12 protein-coding genes and 1 pseudogene are annotated in these 19,906 nt (G+C 72.6%); 12 read left to right on the top strand and 1 reads right to left on the bottom strand.

Features of this window, described 5'->3' with window-relative positions; all coding sequences use genetic code 11:
* Positions 1–22 precede the first annotated feature (22 nt).
* The 3 genes and pseudogenes from ACZ56L_RS33130 to ACZ56L_RS33120 form a co-directional block, all read left to right on the top strand.
* Positions 23–244: a DUF4244 domain-containing protein gene (locus ACZ56L_RS33130; RefSeq protein WP_345220311.1), complete on the top strand. Its 222-nt coding sequence runs from the start codon at positions 23–25 to the stop codon at positions 242–244.
* Positions 245–272: 28 nt separating this feature from the next.
* Entirely contained in the window at positions 273–602 is a 330-nt protein-coding gene (locus tag ACZ56L_RS33125; RefSeq protein WP_401765523.1) for a TadE family type IV pilus minor pilin, read from the top strand.
* A pseudogene (locus ACZ56L_RS33120) lies at positions 599–880 on the top strand (Rv3654c family TadE-like protein); the annotation flags it as partial. The gene ACZ56L_RS33125 and the pseudogene ACZ56L_RS33120, both read left to right, overlap by 4 nt.
* Before the next feature lie 99 nt (positions 881–979).
* Here the strand turns inward: ACZ56L_RS33120 and ACZ56L_RS33115 are convergent.
* Positions 980–3,352, bottom strand: a complete 2,373-nt coding sequence (locus ACZ56L_RS33115) for a DEAD/DEAH box helicase (RefSeq protein WP_345220307.1) — start codon at positions 3,350–3,352, stop codon at positions 980–982.
* Between the two features lie 163 nt (positions 3,353–3,515).
* Between ACZ56L_RS33115 and ACZ56L_RS33110 the strand changes: the two genes are divergently transcribed.
* From ACZ56L_RS33110 to ACZ56L_RS33070, 9 genes are all read left to right on the top strand, one after another.
* Positions 3,516–3,869 (top strand): STAS domain-containing protein, encoded by a 354-nt coding sequence (locus tag ACZ56L_RS33110; RefSeq protein ID WP_189826890.1) that lies wholly within the window; start codon positions 3,516–3,518, stop codon positions 3,867–3,869.
* A gap of 182 nt (positions 3,870–4,051) precedes the next feature.
* Positions 4,052–4,501, top strand: coding sequence for an ATP-binding protein (locus ACZ56L_RS33105; RefSeq protein WP_401765518.1), 450 nt, complete (start codon positions 4,052–4,054; stop codon positions 4,499–4,501).
* Positions 4,502–4,692: 191 nt separating this feature from the next.
* Positions 4,693–7,161, top strand: a complete 2,469-nt coding sequence (locus ACZ56L_RS33100; protein WP_471068446.1) for a sodium-translocating pyrophosphatase — start codon at positions 4,693–4,695, stop codon at positions 7,159–7,161.
* Between the two features lie 200 nt (positions 7,162–7,361).
* A complete protein-coding gene (locus tag ACZ56L_RS33095) occupies positions 7,362–7,883 on the top strand; it encodes a small secreted protein (protein WP_345220299.1) in 522 nt (173 codons plus the stop codon).
* Positions 7,884–7,938: 55 nt separating this feature from the next.
* A complete protein-coding gene (locus tag ACZ56L_RS33090; RefSeq protein ID WP_471068444.1) occupies positions 7,939–9,477 on the top strand; it encodes a DUF7059 domain-containing protein in 1,539 nt (512 codons plus the stop codon).
* A 733-nt stretch (positions 9,478–10,210) separates the two neighbouring features.
* Entirely contained in the window at positions 10,211–13,042 is a 2,832-nt protein-coding gene (gene topA / locus ACZ56L_RS33085) for a type I DNA topoisomerase (protein WP_401765510.1), read from the top strand.
* 256 nt (positions 13,043–13,298) lie between these two features.
* Positions 13,299–16,445 (top strand): dTMP kinase, encoded by a 3,147-nt coding sequence (tmk, locus tag ACZ56L_RS33080; RefSeq protein WP_471068440.1) that lies wholly within the window; start codon positions 13,299–13,301, stop codon positions 16,443–16,445.
* A 432-nt stretch (positions 16,446–16,877) separates the two neighbouring features.
* Entirely contained in the window at positions 16,878–18,083 is a 1,206-nt protein-coding gene (locus ACZ56L_RS33075) for a DNA polymerase III subunit delta' (RefSeq protein ID WP_345220289.1), read from the top strand.
* Positions 18,084–18,219: 136 nt separating this feature from the next.
* Positions 18,220–19,782 (top strand): alpha/beta hydrolase, encoded by a 1,563-nt coding sequence (locus ACZ56L_RS33070; RefSeq protein ID WP_471068436.1) that lies wholly within the window; start codon positions 18,220–18,222, stop codon positions 19,780–19,782.
* The last annotated feature ends 124 nt before the right edge of the window (positions 19,783–19,906 follow it).

Below are 19,906 nucleotides of genomic sequence, written 5' to 3'. Positions count from 1 at the left end.
TGTGTGACTTCGGGAGGTTGAGATGTGGAAGACGATGCGGGTGCGGGCGGCGTGGGGGCTGGTCCGGGTGCGGCGGCGGCTGCGGAGTCCGGGCGGCGACGCGGGGATGAGCACCTCGGAGTACGCGGTCGGGACGATCGCCGCGTGTGCCTTCGCGGCGGTGCTCTACAAGGTCGTCACCAGCGGGGCGGTCTCGGGGGCGTTGCAGGCGGCGGTGCAGAGGGCCCTCGATGTGCAGTTCTGAGGGGCGTCGGGGCGCGGACCGGGGATATGTGACCGCCGAGGCGGCGTTGGCGCTGCCGGTGCTGGTGCTTTTCGGGATGGCGCTGGTGTGGGCGCTGCTGGCGGCCTGCGCGCAGATCCAGTGCGTGGACGCCGCCCGGGCCGGGGCGCGGGCGGCGGCCCGGCAGGAACCGCGGGCCGCCTCGGAGGCCGCGGTCCGGCAGGCGGCGCCGGACGGGGCGAGGGTCGGGTTCCGGCGGGAGGGCGATCTGGTGCGGGTGGTGGTGGAGGCCGCCGCACCGGGACCCGGGGCGCTGGGCCTGACGCTGCGGGCCGAGGCGGTGGCGTTGGCGGAGGAGACGGTGGAGGCCCGGACATGAGGCGGCCGTGGCGTGGGCGGGAGGCGGATCGCGGATCGGCGACGGTGTGGGTGCTGGGCGTGGTGGCGCTGCTCGGGGTGGTGTGCGCGGGGGTGCTGGCCGTGGGGCAGGCGGTGCTGGCCCGGCACCGGGCCGGGGCCGGAGCGGACCTGGTGGCGCTGGCGGCGGCGACGGAGTGGACGCGGGGCGAGCGGGCGGCGTGCGGGAGGGCGGCCGAGGTGGCCCGGGCGCAGGGGGCGCGGGTGGTGCGGTGTGCGATGCGGGGCGAGGTCGCGGACGTCTCGGTGGCGGCGGGGGCGGGGCCGTACGAGGCGGTGGTGAGGGCACGGGCGGGTCCTGCGGGCCCGGACGAGCGGGGTGGGCGGTGGGCCGGGCGGCTAAGCGGGGGCCGCGTTCAGGAGGGTGGTGAGGAGGCGGAGGGCGCCGCGTTTGTGGAGGGGTTCGTTGCCGTTGCCGCATTTCGGGGACTGGACGCAGGAGGGACAGCCCGCGTCGCACTCGCAGGAGGCGATGGCCTCGCGGGTGGCGGTGAGCCAGGCACGGGCCGTGTGGAAGCCGCGCTCGGCGAAGCCCGCTCCGCCCGGGTGGCCGTCGTACACGAAGACCGTGGGCAGCAGGGTGTCCGGGTGGAGGGGGATGGAGACGCCGCCGATGTCCCAGCGGTCGCAGGTGGCGAAGAGCGGAAGGAGGCCGATGGCGGCGTGCTCGGCGGCGTGCAGGGCGCCCGGGAGGATCTCCGGGGTGAGGCCGGCAGTGTCGAGGTCGTCCTCGGTGAGGGTCCACCAGACGGCACGGGTGCGCAGCGTGCGGGGCGGGAGGTCGAGTTTGGTCTCGCCCAGGACCTCGCCGGTGATCAGTTTGCGACGGAGGAAGGAGACCACCTGGTTGGTGACCTCGACGGAGCCGAAGTGGAGGCGGGCGGCGCCCCAGGGGACGGACTCGTCGGTGGAGAGGATGGAGATGGCGGTCGTGTCGCGGGCGGTCGTGGAGTAGGGCGGGGCGGCCTCCTCGACGAGGGCGGCGGAGTCTTCGAGGTCGAGGCGGCGCACGAGGTAGCTGCGGCCCTGGTGGAGGTGGACCGCGCCCTCGTGGACGGAGGTGTGGGCCGCTTCGGCGTCGACCGTGCCGAGCAGGCGGCCGGTGGACTCCTCGACGATCTGGACGGGGTTCCCCCCGCCGCCGCGGATGTCGGCCAGGTCGGCGGCCCGCTCGCGACGGGTCCAGTACCAGGACGTGCCCCGACGGCGCAGCAGGTTCGCCGCCTCGAGGGACGGCAGGAGCGGTTCGGCGGCGGGGCCGAAGAGGGTGAGATCGGAGGAGGTGAGGGGAAGTTCGGCGGCGGCCGCGCACAGGTGGGGAGCCAGGACGTACGGGTTGTCGGGGTCGAGGACCGTGGACTCGACCGGCTGGTCGAAGAGGGCCTCGGGATGGTGCGCCAGATAGGTGTCCAGGGGGTCGTCGCGGGCGATCAGGATCGCCAGGGCCCCGCCGCCGGAACGGCCCGCGCGGCCGGCCTGCTGCCAGAGGGAGGCGCGGGTGCCGGGGTATCCGGCGATGAGGACGGCGTCCAGGCCGGATACGTCGATGCCGAGTTCGAGGGCCGTGGTGGCGGCCAGGCCGAGGAGTTCGCCGGAGTGCAGGGCCGCTTCGAGGGCCCGGCGTTCCTCGGGGAGATATCCGCCCCGGTAGGCGGCCACCCGGCGGGGCAGGAAGCGGTCGGAGCGGTCGGCGAGGCGCTCCTTGGCGATCAGGGAGATCAGCTCCGCCCCGCGACGGGAGCGCACGAAGGCGACTGTGCGGGTGTTGTGGAGAACCAGGTCGGTGAGGAGGTCGGCGGTCTCGGCGGTGGCGGTGCGCCGGACAGGGGCGTTGTTCTCGCCGTGGAACTCGGTGAGGGGAGGCTCCCACAGGGCGAAGACCAGTTCGCCGCGGGGTGAGGCGTCGTCGGCGACCTCGCGGACGGGCAGCCCGGTCAGGCGGCTCGCGGCGATCGCCGGTTCGGCGGAGGTGGCCGAGGCGAGGAGGAAGACCGGGTCGGCGCCGTACCGCTCGCAGAGGCGGCGCAGACGTCGTACGACCTGGGCGACGTGGGAGCCGAAGACGCCCCGGTAGGTGTGGCACTCGTCGATGACGACGTAGCGCAGGGCCTTGAGGAAGGAGGACCAGCGGGGGTGGGACGGGAGGATGCCCCGGTGCAGCATGTCGGGGTTGGTGAGGACCAGGTTGGCGTACTGGCGCACCCACTCGCGTTCCTCGACCGGGGTGTCCCCGTCGTAGACCGCCGGGCGGACCGCGTTGCCCAGCGGGGCCGCCAGGGACTTCACCGCGCGGCGCTGGTCGGCGGCCAGGGCCTTGGTGGGCGCCAGGTAGAGGGCGGTGGCCCCCCGGCCGTTGGGGGCCTCGGAGCCGTCGAGCAGGGCGCTGAGGACCGGGGCGAGGTAGGCGAGCGACTTGCCCGACGCGGTTCCTGTGGCGATCACCACTGATTCGCCGTCCAGGGCGTGCTCGGCGGCTTGTGCCTGGTGGGCCCAGGGGTCCCGCACGCCGGCTGCCTCGATCGCCGCGATCACCTCGCTGCGGATCCGGTCCGGCCACACCGCATGGGTGCCCTCCCGCGCGGGCAGGTGCTCCGTATGAGTGACGCGAGCGGCCCGGCTCTCCCCTGCGGAGAGACGGGCGAGGACCTCGCCGGGAGACAGGGTCTGGGCCCTGCTCCGGGGAGGTCGTCCAGGACGGGAATTCGTGGCCATCACCGCCGAGTGTGTCACTGGCGTGACGGACAATGGTCCCAAGGCGTCGTGCTCGCCTGCTGGTAAGTGATTGAATGCGTTTCGCGGCTGGCGTTCCGTCCTCTGGCTCCGCCGGGGAGACCTCAGGGGGGCGGCCGCTCGATAGCAAGGTGCTGGAGGATCCGTGGACCTGTCCCTGTCGACTCGCAACGTGAACGGCCCCAACGGCGACCGTACGGTCGTCGAGGTCGGTGGCGAGATTGATGTGTATACCGCGCCCAAGCTGCGCGAGCAGTTGGTCGAGTTGGTGAACGACGGCAGTTACCACCTGGTCGTCGACATGGAGGCCGTGGACTTCCTCGACTCCACCGGACTCGGCGTGCTCGTGGGCGGACTGAAGCGTGTGCGTGCCCACGAGGGCTCGCTGCGCCTGGTCTGCAACCAGGAGCGCATTCTCAAGATCTTCCGGATCACCGGATTGACCAAGGTGTTCCCGATCCACACGACGGTCGACGAGGCCGTCGCGGCGGCCGACTGACATCTGGTCCGTCCGCCGGGAAGCACGCCCGCCCCATGTGGGCGTGCGACGCCCTCACCGGCGTGGCAGTACGCGCCGCCCACCGGCGTGAACACAAGCTCAGAGCAGTACGACGCGGGGTGCCGGGCCTCACCGCCCGGCCTCTCGCGGATGCACGCCCGTACGTCCTAGGGGGATGCGCAATGGCCACCGTGGAACTCCGTTTCAGCGCCCAGCCCGAGCACGTCAGGACGGCCCGCCTCGTGGCGGCCGCCGTGGCGCGTCGGGCCGGGGTCGACGAGGCGGTGCTGGACGAGGTCCGGCTCGCGGTGGGCGAGGCGTGCTCCCGGGCCGTGGGCCTGCACCGTACGAACAACATCACCGCACCGGTGAAGGTCGCGCTGACCGAGGAGGAGAAGACCTTCTCCATCGAGGTCAGCGACGAGGTGCCGGCACCGGGTGATCCGGTCCCCGGGGCGCGTGGCGCAGCGGGGACGGGGGCGCGCGGGACGGAACTCGAAGCGGACGCCGAGGACGACATGGGCCTCGCCGTCATCAGTGGACTCGTCGACGACCTCGAAGTCGTCGGCGGGGAAAGCGGCGGTTCGATCCGGATGAGCTGGCCCACCGCTTCCGCGGTGGTAATGCCCTGAAGGCATTCTGCGTGCGACATCTTTTCTGAATATTCGAAAGGCCCTGCTGAGCAGGGCCTTTCGTTTTTTCCGGAGCATTTCAATATCGTTCTCCGGGATTGGTGAAAGATCCCTTCAACGGCGGTCTGTTGAGATCAGCTTCCGCTCCCTAGAATCCGTCCATCTTGAGCTCTGCGCGTCAAGGAGGACGAATGGCGGGACTCTTCAACTCCCCACAGTCCGATCACTTCTCGAACCTCGCGGTCTCCCTCACCGACGACAACCGGCTGATCGTGATCGTCATCGCGGCCGTCGCGATCGCCGCACTGATCGTCGCCCGGCTGCTGGTGCGGCAGGTGCTGGCGGCCGACGAGGGCACCGAATCCATGAAGGAGATCGCCGCCGCGGTGCAGGAAGGCGCGAATGCCTATCTGATGCGGCAGTTGCGCACTCTGGGGATCTTCGCGGTAGTGGTGGTATTCCTGTTGCTGCTGCTTCCGGCGGACAACACCTCGCAGCGGATGGGGCGTTCACTGTTCTTCCTCGTGGGCGCGGTTTTCTCGGCGGCCACCGGTTACATCGGAATGCGGTTGGCTGTACGCAGCAATGTGCGCGTCGCGGCTGCCGCGCGGGAAGCGACTCCTGCGCCCGGTGAGGCGGAAAAGGATCTCAAAACCGTCTCCCACAAAGCGATGAAGATTGCTTTTCGCACCGGCGGCGTCGTCGGGATGATCACCGTGGGCCTCGGTCTGCTCGGTGCGGCCGTCGTCGTCCTCGTGTACGCCGCCGACGCCCCCAAGGTCCTGGAGGGCTTCGGGCTGGGAGCGGCCCTCATTGCGATGTTCATGAGGGTCGGCGGCGGCATCTTCACCAAGGCCGCCGACGTCGGCGCCGACCTTGTCGGCAAGGTGGAACAGGGCATTCCGGAGGACGATCCGCGCAATGCCGCCACCATCGCGGACAACGTGGGCGACAACGTCGGCGACTGCGCGGGCATGGCGGCCGACCTCTTCGAGTCGTACGCCGTCACGCTCGTCGCCGCGCTGATCCTGGGTATGGCGGCCTTCGGCGACGCGGGGCTCGCGTTCCCGCTGATCGTCCCCGCGATCGGGGTGGTCACCGCCATGATCGGCATCTTCGCCGTCGCGCCGAGGCGGGCCGACCGCAGCGGCATGACCGCGATCAACCGCGGTTTCTTCGTCTCCGCCGTGATCTCGCTGGTGCTGGTCGCCGTGGCCGTCTTCCTCCACCTGCCGTCGTCGTACCGGGAACTGGCCGGCGCGGACGCGTCCGTGGCCGGGCACGGAGGCGATCCGCGGATGCTGGCGCTGGTGGCCGTGGCCATCGGCATCGTGCTGGCCGCACTGATCCAGCAGCTCACCGGGTACTTCACGGAGACCACCCGGCGGCCGGTGCGCGACATCGGCAAGTCGTCGCTGACCGGGCCCGCGACCGTGGTCCTCGCGGGCATCTCGATCGGGCTGGAGTCCGCCGTCTACACCGCGCTGCTCATCGGACTCGGTGTGTACGGAGCGTTCCTGCTCGGCGGTACGTCGATCATCCTGGCCCTCTTCGCGGTCGCCCTGGCCGGGACCGGGCTGCTCACCACCGTCGGCGTCATCGTCGCCATGGACACCTTCGGGCCGGTCTCCGACAACGCGCAGGGCATCGCCGAGATGTCCGGTGACGTGACGGGCGCGGGCGCGCAGGTGCTCACCGACCTGGACGCCGTGGGCAACACGACCAAGGCCATCACCAAGGGGATCGCCATCGCGACGGCCGTGCTGGCCGCCGCCGCGCTCTTCGGCTCGTACCGGGACGCCATCCTGGGCGCCGCGAAGAAGGCGGGTGTCGTGACCGGCGGCCAGGGCACCCCGGTCAACCTCTCCATGGACATCTCGCAGCCCAACAACCTGGTCGGGCTGATGCTCGGCGCCGCGGTCGTCTTCCTCTTCTCGGGGCTGGCGATCAACGCGGTGTCCCGGTCGGCGGGAGCGGTGGTCTTCGAGGTGCGGCGGCAGTTCCGCGAGCACCCCGGGATCATGGACTACACGGAGAAACCGGAGTACGGGCGGGTCGTCGACATCTGTACGAAGGACGCGCTCAGGGAACTGGCGACGCCCGGCCTGCTGGCCGTCATGGCCCCGATCGCGGTCGGCTTCACCTTCGGCGTCGGCGCGCTCGGCTCGTACCTGGCCGGCGCGATCGGCGCGGGCACGCTGATGGCCGTCTTCCTCGCGAACTCCGGCGGGGCCTGGGACAACGCCAAGAAGCTCGTCGAGGACGGGCACCACGGCGGCAAGGGCAGCGAGGCGCACGCCGCGACGGTGATCGGCGACACGGTCGGCGACCCGTTCAAGGACACCGCCGGCCCGGCCATCAACCCGCTGCTGAAGGTGATGAACCTGGTGGCGCTGCTGATCGCACCCGCCGTGGTGCAGTTCAGCTTCGGCGTCGACGCCAGTCCGTGGGTGCGGGCCGTCGTCGCGGTCATCGCCTTCGGGGTGATCGTCGGTGCGGTGTACGTGTCCAAGCGGCGCGGCATCGTGATGGGCGACGAGGCCGGGGGCGACGCGACGGGCGGCGGCGGCGCCGGTGGTGACGAAGGCAACGCGGCGGCGGTCCCCCCGCAGGCCGAGCCCTCCGTGCCGACGCGGGCGGTGCCGCAGGCGAACGCATAACGGCAGGTCAGGAAGCGGACGGGCGGCACGTGGTGACGTGCCGTCCGTTCGTCCGCGCCGGAGTCCGGAAAGGGGCGCACGCCCGGCGCGTTCTTGGTGCAAATGGCTTCAATGCCGGAGGAATGGGAAGCCCGACACGCGGTAGTAGGCCACTTGGCGTGTATGTTCCGGGGCCGAGAACCTTGGAAGGGACCAATCCGGTGAACAAGAAGCTTGCAGCCGCGCTGTCCGGCGGTGCGGTACTCGTGATGACGGCGACGCTCTCGGGCTGCGGGGACGACGCCGAGGACAAGGCCAAGGACTGGTCCGCGTCGTACTGCCCCAAGGAGAAGGCGGCCGTCGAGAAGGCCACCAAGGCGGAGAAGCTCATCAGCTCCGTCGCCGCCGACGGCAAGCCCGAAGAGCTCAAGAAGGTCGACATCCAGGCCTTCCAGATGTACGGCGACGCGGCCCGGGACAGGATCAAGGCGCTCAAGGACGCCGGGGTCCCGCCGGTCGAGAACGGTGAGCGCGACCACAAGGAAATGATCAAGAACCTGGACGCCAGGGCGAAGGCCTACGACGAACTGAAGAAGCAGGCGGAGGCGCTGGACCCGGAGTCGAAGGAGTTCCCGAAGGCCCTCGACAAGATCGGCGCGGACCTCGGGAAGGCGGACAAGCTGCCCGCGCCGAAGATCTTCTGCCCGAGCTCGAACGCGGGGACGACGACGGGCGCGTCGTAGCCCGTCCCGGGGCGGGGCTGCCGTGATTGTCAGAGGCAGCGGCGACAATGGCGGGGTGAGTCAGACCAGCCTTTCCGCGCCCCTGCCCGAGTCCCTGCCTGCCGCCGGGAGTGCCGCCCGCCTCCGGGAGGCCCTGCTCGCGGCGGCCTTCACCGCCGACGGGCTGCTCGACCTCCTCGGCGCGCCCGCCTACAGCGCGCTGGCCCGCGGCGAGACGGTGCCCGCACTGCGCGCGACCAGGGGGGAGGAGCCGCTGGCGGCGCTGGTGCGGCTCTTCCTGCTCCAGGAGTCCGTGCCGGCGGCCCGCGTGGCCGGGGTGCTCCCGGTGGACGTGTGCGTGGCCGACCGGTGGCTGGTCCGCGAGGGCGAGGAGCTGCGGGCGACCGTCGACGTGCGGCCGTACGGCGGGGACGACGGCCAGGACTGGTTCATCGTCTCGGACCTCGGGCGCGCGGTCGGCGGCGCGGGCGGTGCCGGGACCCGGCAAGAGGGCGTCGTGCTCGGCGTCGGCGGGGCGTCCACCACGCTCGCCGGAATCACCGTGCGTACGCCTGTCGGCTCCGCCCTCGATCTCGGTACGGGGTCGGGGATCCAGGCGCTGCACGCCGCGCAGCACGCGGTGCGGGTGACGGCCACGGACCTCAACCCCCGGGCGCTGGACTTCACTCGGCTCACCCTCGCCCTGTCGGGGGCGGCGGAGGCCGAGTTGGCGGAGGGCTCGCTGTTCGAGCCGGTGGGGGAGGCGACGTACGACCTGATCGTCTCGAATCCGCCGTTCGTCATCTCGCCGGGCGCCCGGCTGACGTACCGCGACGGCGGCATGGGCGGCGACGACCTGTGCCGGACGCTCGTCCAGGAGGCCGGGGAACGACTGAACGAGGGCGGGTACGCGCAGTTCCTGGCCAATTGGCAGCACGTCGAGGGGGAGGACTGGAAGGACCGGGTCCGCTCGTGGGTGCCGCGTGGGTGCGATGCGTGGATCGTGCAGCGCGAGGTGCAGGACGTCACGCAGTACGCGGAGTTGTGGCTGCGGGACGGGGGCGATCACCGCAGCGATCCGGCCGAGTACGCGGCGCGGTACGAGGCGTGGCTGGACGAGTTCGAGGCGCGGAGGACGGTGGGGGTCGGCTTCGGGTGGATCACGCTGCGGAAGTCGGCCGCGGCGCGGGACGAGCCGTCGGTGCTGGTGGAGGAGTGGCCGCATCCGGTGGAGCAGCCGCTGGGGGAGGTCGTGCGGCAGCACTTCGAGCTTCAGGACTACCTGCGGGCGACGGATGACGCGGGACTGCTGGCGGACCACTTCGTGCTGGCCGACGAGGTCGTGCAGGAGCAGATCGGGGCGCCGGGGACCGAGGACCCGGAGTACGTGGTGCTGCGTCAGCACCGGGGGATGCGGCGGGCGACGCGGGTGGACACGGTGGGGGCGGGGTTCGCGGGGGTGTCGGACGGGGGGCTGAGCGCGGGGCAGATCCTGGACGCGATCGCGCGGTTGCTGGGGGAGGACGGGGTGGTGCTGAGGGACCGGACGCCGGAGGCGATCCGGGGGCTGGTGGCGGAGGGGTTCCTGCTTCCGGCGCGGGGGGTTGGGGAGTAGGCCGTCCCTGCGGAGTGCCTCGCCCAGGGCGCGGGCTAACTGCGCGCGCGACCCCCACGAACCCGCACGTCTCCCGCCGGGGGGGCGCCCCGTTCAGGGGCGCGGGGAACTGCGCGACCGGCCACGACGCATCCGCGGTGAACCGGGGGCAGCCGCGCGGCGAGCGCTTTAGGTGGAGGGGCGGGTCCGGGGCCTCCCTGCCCGAGCAGGGCGGGGCTGACGCGTCCGGTACGGGGGTTGAGCTCACGGCCCTGGCGGAGTCTCTTGCCCGGCACAGGCGCTTGCGCGGGGCGGCACCCGGGTGGGCCGGGAGCGGGAGGGGCCGCCCCCTTGCCCGCCCGTTCCGCCCCCTTGGGGCGGCCCCGTCGCCCAAGGGGACGGGGGAGCGGGAAGGGCGGCCCCGTCGCCCAAGGGGCGGGGGGAGGGGAAGGCCGGGCGGGTCCGTCGCCCGAGGGGTTGGGGGCGGGGGTGAAGGAAGTGGGGTTGTGGGGGCCGAGGGGAGGGGGAAGAGGGTCCGTACGGGGGCGGTGGGGTGGTCCGGGCGGCAGGAATGGCGATTGTCGGGTTACCGTCTCTCAGGTGGCCGTTGCGGGCTTTCGGGCTTTTGCCGTCTGACACGAGGACGGCATGTACCGTCACACTCCGCAGCGTCAAGCGTCCGGACGGGTCCGTCCGGCGGGCGCCTGAGACCACGACTGTGATCACTGAGTGCCGACCGGAGAGAAGAGCCAAGTTGTCCCCGACCAGCGAGACCGCACAGGGCGGCCGCCGACTCGTCATCGTCGAGTCGCCTGCCAAGGCGAAGACGATCAAGGGCTACCTCGGCCCCGGATACGTAGTCGAGGCGAGCGTCGGGCACATCCGCGACCTCCCGAACGGCGCCGCCGAGGTGCCCGACAAGTACACCGGTGAGGTGCGCCGCCTGGGCGTGGACGTCGAGCACGACTTCCAGCCCATCTACGTCGTCAATGCCGACAAGAAAGCCCAGGTCAAGAAGCTCAAGGAGCTGCTGGCCGAGTCGGACGAACTCTTCCTCGCCACCGATGAGGACCGCGAGGGCGAAGCCATCGCGTGGCACCTCCAGGAAGTCCTGAAGCCCAAGGTCCCGGTCCACCGGATGGTCTTCCACGAGATCACCAAGGACGCGATCCGCGAGGCGGTGTCGAACCCGCGCGAGCTGAACAAGCCGATGGTCGACGCCCAGGAGACGCGCCGCATCCTCGACCGGCTGTACGGGTACGAGGTCTCGCCGGTCCTGTGGAAGAAGGTCATGCCGAAGCTCTCGGCGGGCCGGGTCCAGTCGGTCGCGACGCGACTCGTCGTCGCCCGGGAACGCGAGCGCATCGCTTTTCGTTCTGCCGAGTACTGGGACCTCACCGGTACGTTCTCCACCGGACGTGCCGGGGACGCCTCCGACCCGTCCTCCCTGGTCGCCCGCCTGACGACGGTCGACGGCCGGCGCGTCGCCCAGGGCCGCGACTTCAACGCGGCCGGACAACTGAAGAGCGACGTCCTGCACCTGGACGAGGCGAACGCCCGCGCGCTGGCCGCCGCCCTCGCCGACTCCTCCTTCGCGGTGCGCTCGGTCGAGTCCAAGCCGTACCGCCGTTCGCCGTACGCCCCGTTCCGTACGACGACGCTCCAGCAGGAGGCTTCCCGCAAGCTCGGCTTCGGCGCGAAGTCGACCATGCAGGTGGCCCAGAAGCTGTACGAGAACGGCTTCATCACCTATATGCGTACGGACTCCACGACGCTGTCGGACACGGCGATCAACGCCGCCCGCGCCCAGGTGACGCAGCTTTACGGTGCCGCCTACCTGCCGGACAAGCCGCGCTCGTACGCCGGGAAGGTCAAGAACGCGCAGGAGGCGCACGAGGCGATCCGCCCTTCGGGTGATCGTTTCCGCACCCCCGCCGAGACGGGTCTGACCGGCGACCAGTTCAAGCTGTACGAGCTGATCTGGAAGCGGACCGTCGCCTCCCAGATGAAGGACGCGGTCGGCAACTCGGTCACGGTCAGGATCGCGGGCGCCGCCTCCGACGGCCGGGTCGCCGAGTTCTCCGCCTCCGGCAAGACGATCACCTTCCACGGCTTCATGAAGGCGTACGTCGAAGGCGCCGACGACCCGAACGCAGAGCTGGACGACCGCGAGCGCCGGCTGCCGCAGGTCGCCGAGGGCGATGCGCTGGCCGCCGAGGAGATCACGGTCGACGGCCACGCGACGAAGCCGCCGGCCCGCTACACCGAGGCCTCGCTGGTCAAGGAGCTGGAAGAGCGCGAGATCGGACGTCCTTCGACGTACGCCTCGATCATCGGCACGATCCTGGACCGCGGATACGTCTTCAAGAAGGGGACGGCGCTGGTTCCGTCGTTCCTGTCGTTCGCCGTGGTCAACCTGCTGGAGAAGCACTTCGGCCGGCTCGTCGACTACGACTTCACCGCCCGGATGGAGGACGACCTCGACCGCATCGCGCGGGGCGAGGCGCAGTCCGTGCCGTGGCTGAAGCGGTTCTACTTCGGCGAGGGCGAGGCCACGGGCGTCGCCTCGGACGCCGGCAACGGCGACGGGGACCACCTCGGCGGCCTCAAGGAGCTGGTGACGGATCTCGGCGCGATCGACGCGCGTGAGATCTCGTCGTTCCCCGTCGGGGACGGGATCGTGCTGCGGGTCGGCCGGTACGGGCCGTACATCGAGCGTGGTGAGAAGGACGCCGAGGGCCATCAGCGCGCGGACGTTCCGGACGACATGGCTCCGGACGAGCTGACGGTGGAGTACGCGGAGGAGCTGCTCGCCAAGCCCAGCGGTGACTTCGAGCTGGGCACGGACCCGGAGACGGGGCGGCAGATCGTCGCGAAGGACGGGCGCTACGGCCCGTACGTGACGGAGATCCTTCCCGAGGGCACGCCGAAGACGGGCAAGAACGCGGTCAAGCCGCGGACGGCCTCGCTGTTCAAGTCGATGTCGCTGGACACGGTGACGCTGGCGGACGCGCTGAAGCTGATGTCGTTGCCGCGGGTGGTCGGGGTCGACGCCGAGGGCGTTGAGATCACCGCGCAGAACGGCCGGTACGGGCCGTACCTGAAGAAGGGCACGGACTCGCGGTCGCTGGAGACCGAGGACCAGCTCTTCTCGATCACGGTCGAGGAGGCGCTGGCGATCTACGCCCAGCCCAAGCAGCGCGGGCGGGCGGCCGCCAAGCCGCCGCTCAAGGAGCTGGGCACCGACCCGGTGAGCGAGCGTCCGGTCGTGGTCAAGGACGGCCGTTTCGGGCCGTACGTGACGGACGGCGAGACGAACGCGACGCTGCGGTCCGGCGACAGTGTGGAGGAGATCACTCCCGAGCGCGGGTACGAGCTGCTGGCCGAGAAGCGGGCCAAGGGCCCGGCGAAGAAGGTCGCCAAGAAGGCGGTGAAGAAGGCCCCGGCGAAGAAGGCCGCCGCCAAGAAGACGGCGGCGAAGAAGACGGCTTCCTCTTCGGCCGCGGCGAAGAAGACCGTGGCGGCGAAGAAGGCCCCGGCGAAGAAGGCTCCCGCCAAGAAGGTGGCGGCGGCGCCGGCGGAGTAGGGCTGGAGCTTGCGGAGCGGGGCTGCCGCTCGCGGAGTGGGGGCGGCCCCGAGGAGTTGCGTACGGGGGCCGGAACCGGAACGGGCGGGCCCGGACCGGCCGGGCGGGCCGCCCCTTGCCCGCCCCCGGGGGCCCGCCCGTTCCGCCCCCGGGGCCCGCCGCCGAAAGGGCCGCGCGTGCCCCCCCCGCGTACCCACGCACACATTCGTTCGAGGACCCCCGCATGCCCCCCGGACACTCCGGATAGGCTGGCGGGATGACGCGAGCCGAGCAGCCAACGGTCGTGAGCCCCACCTCCGACGCACTAGCCGCAGACTCACGCGAGCGAGCCGTACGGGCTCTTCTGCGCCACCAGCCGCTGAAGCGGCTGTGGAGCGCACAGCTCGTCAGCGGTGTCGGGGACGCTCTCGCCCTACTCGTCCTTCTCCTGCTGACGCTGGAGGCCGCAGGCCCCCGGACGGTGTTCGGCGGTGACTACCGCGGTGCCGCCTTCGTGGTCGCCGCGGTCTTCGGTGCGCGACTTCTCGCCACGCTGCTGTTCGGCGCCGTCCTGCTCGGGCCGGTGTCCGCGCTCGTCGCGCCCGGCGGCCCGCTCGACCGGCGCTGGGCGATGCTCGCCGCCGACGGGCTGCGGCTCGCGCTGCTGGTCGTCGCGCCCCTGTGGGCCGGCTGGATGCCGGGCAGGGCGACGGCGGTGCTGCTCGTCACGGTCTTCCTCCTCGGCGTCGCGGAACGGCTCTGGTCGGTGGCGCACGAAAGCGCCGCCCCCGCCCTGCTGCCCACCCCGCCCATCGAGGGCGACGCGGTACGTCCGCTTCCGGATCACCTGGGGGCGCTGCGCAGGCTGACGCTCCGTACGAACTTCGCCACGATCCCCCTCGCCGCGGCCGCGCTCCTCGTCGCGACGCTGCTGGGACGACTGCTCGGCACCGGGATCGAATGGTTCACCGGGCACCCGGCGGCCCTCGCCTCGTACGTCGCGGCGGGCCTCTTCGCGGCCTCCCTCTCCGTCCTCGCCCTGCTGGAGCTGCCCGACGCGCACACTCCGCGGCCGCGCTCCCCGCTGGAGGGCCTGCGCAGGCCCAGCACCGGCAACGGCCCCGACAAGGGCCGCACCGGCGCCCTTCCGCTTCTGGTGCTGGCGGGCGGTGCCGTGACCTGCGCGACCGCCGCCGCGGGCGCCGTCTCCGTCCTGCACGCGCAGGACCTCGGCGGCGGGGGCGCGACCTTCGCGCTGCTGGTGCTGGCGCTCGCCGCGGGCACCGGGCTCGGCATCCGGACGGCCGCCAAGGTCCTCCCGGCGTTCTCGCGCCGACGCCTGCTGTCCCTCGCGGTCGCCGTCGCCGGGGTCGCGCTGCTGGCCATGGGGCTGGTGCCGGACACCACCACCGTGCTGCTCCTCGCCCTGCTCGCGGGGTACGCCGCCGGGGTCGCCGCCAACACCGCGCACACCCTGCTCGACCTGGAGACCGAGGACTACCGGCAGGCCCGCACCACCGAGCACCTTCAGGCCGTCGTACGGCTCAGTGGCGCGCTCGGCATGCTCGCCGGCCCCCTGCTGGCCGCCGCGATCGGGCTGCACCGGCTGGAGAGCGGAAGCGTCGTCCTCGTCCGGGGCGGCGGGGCCGGGTACACGTTGATGCTGGTCGGGGCCTTGCTGCTGCCGGTGGCCGCGCTCGTGCTCGCGAAGACGGACGACCGGCAGGGGGTCCCGCTGCGGCGGGACCTGCGGGAGGCGATCCGGGGCGGCGAGCCCGGGCAGGCACCGTCGAAGACCGGGTTCTTCATCGCCCTGGAGGGCGGCGACGGCGCCGGGAAGTCGACACAGGCGAAGGCGCTGGCCGACTGGATAAGGGCCAAGGGCCACGAGGTCGTCGTCACCCGCGAGCCGGGGGCGACGCCGATCGGCAAGCGGCTGCGGTCGATCCTGCTGGACGTGTCGAGCGCCGGCCTGTCGAACCGGGCGGAGGCGCTGCTGTACGCGGCCGACCGGGCCGAGCACGTGGATTCGGTGGTGCGGCCGGCGCTGGAGCGCGGTGCCGTGGTGATCACCGACCGGTACATCGACTCCTCGGTGGCGTACCAGGGCGCGGGGCGCGACCTGGCCCCGACCGAGATCGCCCGCATGTCCCGCTGGGCGACCCACGGCCTCGTACCGCACCTGACGGTTCTGCTGGACGTGGCGCCGGAGACGGCGCGCGAGCGGTTCACCGAGGCGCCGGACCGGCTGGAGTCGGAGCCGCCGGAGTTCCACGCGCGGGTGCGGGCCGGCTTCCTGACGCTCGCGGCTGCTGACGCCAGTCGCTACCTGGTCGTCGACGCGGGCCAGGAGCCCGAGGCGGTCACGACGGTCGTACGTCACCGGCTCGACCGGATGCTGCCGATGTCGGAGCAGGAGATCGCCGCCGCCGAGGCCGCGCGCAAGGCCGCCGAGGAGGAGGCGCGACGCCGCGCCGAGGAGGAGGCCGCGCGCAAGGCCGAGGAGGAGCGCATCGAGCGCGAGCGGCAGGAACAGCTCGCCCGGCTGCGCGCCGAGGAGGAGGAGCGCAAGCGCCGCGAGATCGAGGAGGCGCGGCGCCGCGAGGCCGAACGGCAGGCCGAGGAGGCCAGGCAGCGTGCCGAGGAGGCGCGCCGGCTCGCCGAGGAGGAGCGGGCACGCCGCGAGGCCGAGGCCAAGGCGCGCGCCGCCGAGCAGGAACGTCTGCGCAAGCAGGCCGAGGAGGAGGCGCGGCTGCGCGCCGAGGCGGAGGAACGCCGCCGGGAGAAGCAGCGCAAGGCGGAGGAGGCGCTGCTGAAGGCGGAGGAGGCGCGGGCGGCCGCGGCCGCTGCCGCGGCGGCTTCCGCTGCGGCGGCGACGGCTTCGGCCACGGCTTCGGCGACGGCCCCGGTGCGTACGCCGCGACCGGCCGAGCGCGTGCCGGAGTCGGACAACGAGAGGACCGTGCCGACGCCGATCGTGCGGCTGGACCTGACGAAGGACCCGGCGCCCGGCTCCGCGGACGAGACGACGGTCCTGCCGCAGACGCCGGCGGCGGACGGGACGACGGCGCTGCCGCGGACCCCGGCAGACGGTTCGGCGGACGAGACCACGGTGATCCCCCCGGTGCGGGAGGGGGGCCCGGCGGCGGACGAGACGGCGGTGCTGCCGCCCGTACGGGACGCGGGACCGGCGGACCGGGTGCCTGCGGGGTACTTCCGGGACGAACCCGCGGTGGACCGTACGCGGGAGCTGCCGCAGGTCGACCCGGACGGCCCGACGGAGGCGGAACGCCGGCCTCGACGGCGCTCGGACTGGGCGGAGGAGACACCGCTGGACGACCTGCCGTCGCTGGCGGACGAACTGCTCGGGGGGCCCCCGGAGGAAGACGGGAACAAGGGCCCGAGGGGCCGGGGCCGACGGTAGACGGCGGAGCCGGGACGGGCCGGACCGCCCGTCCCGGCAAGGGCTGCCGCCAGGATCGCGGCAGACCGCGGCTCCGCGGGCTCACGCGATGGCGCGCCCGCATCGCTCGCCCCCGGCAAGGGATGCCGCCAGTGGTGCGGGGAACTGCGCGACCAGCCGCCCACCGGCCCGCTCGGAGCGGCTGACCGCCCGGCGGGGTCACGGGACGGGGCAGGGAGGGGAGATGCCCCCGCCACCGGGTGCCGCGCCCGCCCCGGTCCGCGCGCGGGGTCCCCGTTCGCGCGCGTACGCCTGCGCACTGGGCGTGCCCGTACGCCCCGACCGCCCCCGGCCCCCCCCCGACCGCCCGCCCCCTCCGTCCTCGATTGTCAGTGGGCTCCCCCACAATGGAGACCGGCCCCACCCCGGGGCCCGCAAGTGCAGGGAGCGGCCATGACCGTATGGGACGACCTCGTCGGCCAGCAGCGCGTCCAGGAGCAGTTGGCCGGCGCGGCCAAGGACGCCGACGCCCAGGTCACTGCCCAGTCCGCCGGTGAGAAGGCCGCCGACGCGTCGAAGATGACGCACGCCTGGCTGTTCACCGGCCCCCCCGGCTCCGGCCGCTCCACCGCCGCCCGCGCCTTCGCCGCGGCCCTCCAGTGCACGAGCCCCGACCGCGCCCTCGGCGCCGACCCGGGCTGCGGGTTCTGCGACGGCTGTCACACCACCCTCATCGGCACGCACGCGGACGTCGAGATCGTCCGTACCGACCTGCTCTCCATCGGTGTGAAGGAGACCCGCGACCTGGTCCGCCGCGCCCAGCTCTCCCCGGCCGTGGGCCGCTGGCAGGTCATCGTCCTGGAGGACGCCGACCGTCTCACCGAGGGCGCGGGCAACGTCCTGCTCAAGGCCGTCGAGGAGCCCGCCCCCCGCACGGTGTGGCTGCTCTGCGCCCCCTCCCTCGAAGACGTGCTGCCCACCATCCGCTCCCGCTGCCGCCACCTCACCCTCAGCACGCCCTCCGTCGCCGCGGTGGCCGACGTCCTGGTGCGCCGCGACGGCATCGAGCCCGAGGCCGCCATGACCGCGGCCCGCGCCACCCAGGGGCACATCGGCCGCGCCCGCCGCCTGGCCACCGACGAGCGGGCCCGCAGCCGCCGCGCCACCGTCCTGCGCCTCCCGCTCCGCGTGGACGACATCGGCGGCTGCCTCAAGGCCGCCCAGGAACTGGTCGACGCGGCGGGCGAGGACGCCAAGCAGGTCGCGGAGGACGTGGACGAGAAGGAGACCGAGGACCTGAAGGCCGCCCTCGGCGCGGCCGCCGGGGGCCGGATGCCGCGCGGCACGGCGGGCGCGATGAAGGAGTTGGCCGACCGCCAGAAGCGCCGCTCCACCCGTACCCAGCGCGACAGCCTCGACCTCGCCCTGTCCGACCTCACCGGCTTCTACCGCGACGTCCTCGCCCTCCAACTGGGCTCCTCGGTCGCCCTCGCCAATGAGGACGTACGCGAGTCCCTGGAGCGCATCGCCCGCGACTCCACCCCCGAGCGCACACTGCGCCGCATCGAATCGATCATCGCCTGCCGCAACGCCTTGGACCGCAACGTGGCCCCTCTCCTCGCGGTGGAAGCGATGGCGGTGTCCCTGCGAGCGGGCTGAGCGGATGCCGGGCGGCGAGCGCCTGGCCGGCGGGACCCGGGACAAGCGGGCGGCCCCGGGTTGACCACCTCACTCGTACGAGCAACTGAACGCATCCGAGACCCACCACGCGTGACAATCCCACTACGCTCCGGACATGAACTCCAGGCGCCTGCTCCGTTCCTCCGCCACCCTGTTCGCCGTGACCGGTCTGCTGATCGCGGGCTGCTCCGGTGGTTCGGGGGCGTCGTCGCCGCCGAGCCGGACGGTGTCCACCACCGCGCAGAGCGCGGGGACGGCCGGGGACCGCGCGGCCCTGGCTCCGTACTACGCGCAGAAGCTGAGCTGGCGGGAGTGCGGGGTGCCCGGTTTCGAGTGCGCGACGATGAAGGCGCCGCTCGACTACGCGAAGCCGTCCGGCGGCGACATCAAGCTGGCGGTGGCGCGGAAGAAGGCCACCGGGCCGGGCAAGCGCATCGGATCGCTGCTGGTCAACCCCGGCGGGCCGGGCGGTTCCGCGATCGGCTACCTCCAGGCGTACGCCGCTCTCGGTTACCCGGCGCCGGTCCGCGCCCGCTACGACATGGTGGCCGTCGACCCGCGCGGAGTCGCCCGCAGCGAGCCCGTGGAGTGCCTGACCGGTCCCGAGATGGACGCCCACACGCAGGTCGACCAGACGCCGGACGACGCGGCGGAGGTCACCAGGCTGACGGCCGCGTACGAGAAGTTCTCGAAGGGCTGCGAGAAGCGTTCGAAGAAGATCCTCCCGCACGTCTCCACCGTCGAGGCGGCCCGGGACATGGACATCCTGCGCGAGGTCCTCGGCGACCAGAAGCTCCAGTACGTCGGTGCCTCGTACGGCACCTTCCTGGGGGCGACGTACGCCGAACTCTTCCCCGACCGCACCGGCCGCCTCGTCCTCGACGGCGCGATGGACCCCTCCCTGACCGCCCGGGACCTGAACCGGGACCAGACCGCCGGGTTCGAGACCGCCTTCCGGTCCTTCGCCGCCGACTGCGTCAAGCAGCGGGGCTGCCCGCTCGGCACCGGCACCCCCGCCGAGGCCGGCGCCCGCCTGAAGGCCCTGTTCAAGGCGCTGGACACCAAGCCCGTCCCCACCAAGGACAAGAACCGCCCGCTCGGCGAGGCCCTCGCCACGACGGGCGCGATCGCCGCGATGTACGACGAGGGGGCCTGGCCGCAGCTTCGGGCCGGCATCACGGCCGCCCAGCAGGGCGACGGCAACGGCCTGCTGGCGCTCGCGGACACCTACTACGAGCGCGACGGCAGCGGTGCGTACGCCAACCTCATGTACGCCAACACCGCCGTCAACTGCCTCGACCTCCCCCCGGCCTTCACCTCGCCGGCCGACGTCCGGGCCGCCCTCTCCGCCTTCGAGAAGGCTTCCCCGGTCTTCGGCAGGGGCCTGGCCTGGGCCTCCCTGAACTGCGCCTCCTGGCCGGTCGAGCCCACCGGCGCCGCCCACCGCATCGAGGCCAAGGGCGCGGCCCCGCTGGTCGTGGTCGGCACCACCCGCGACCCGGCGACCCCTTACAAGTGGGCCGAGTCCCTCGCCGGCCAGCTCGCCACCGGCACCCTCCTGACGTACGACGGCGACGGCCACACGGCGTACGGCCGCGGCAGCGACTGCATCGACACGGCGATCAACACCTACCTCCTGGAAGGCACCCCTCCGAAGGACGGCAAGCAGTGCTCCTGACCCGGCACCGCCCCCGCACAGCCCGCCACTGACCTGCGCGGAGTCCGCCATTCCGGGGGTGTGCGGAGCACCCCCGGAAACTGTGTAGACTTGGCTCCGCTGCTGATCGCACCATGGTGTGAAC

The sequence above is a fragment of the Streptomyces sp. NPDC039736 genome, assembly GCF_055596485.1.
Note: the sequence above shows the minus strand (reverse complement) of the source record. Positions and strands in the feature narration are given on the sequence as shown.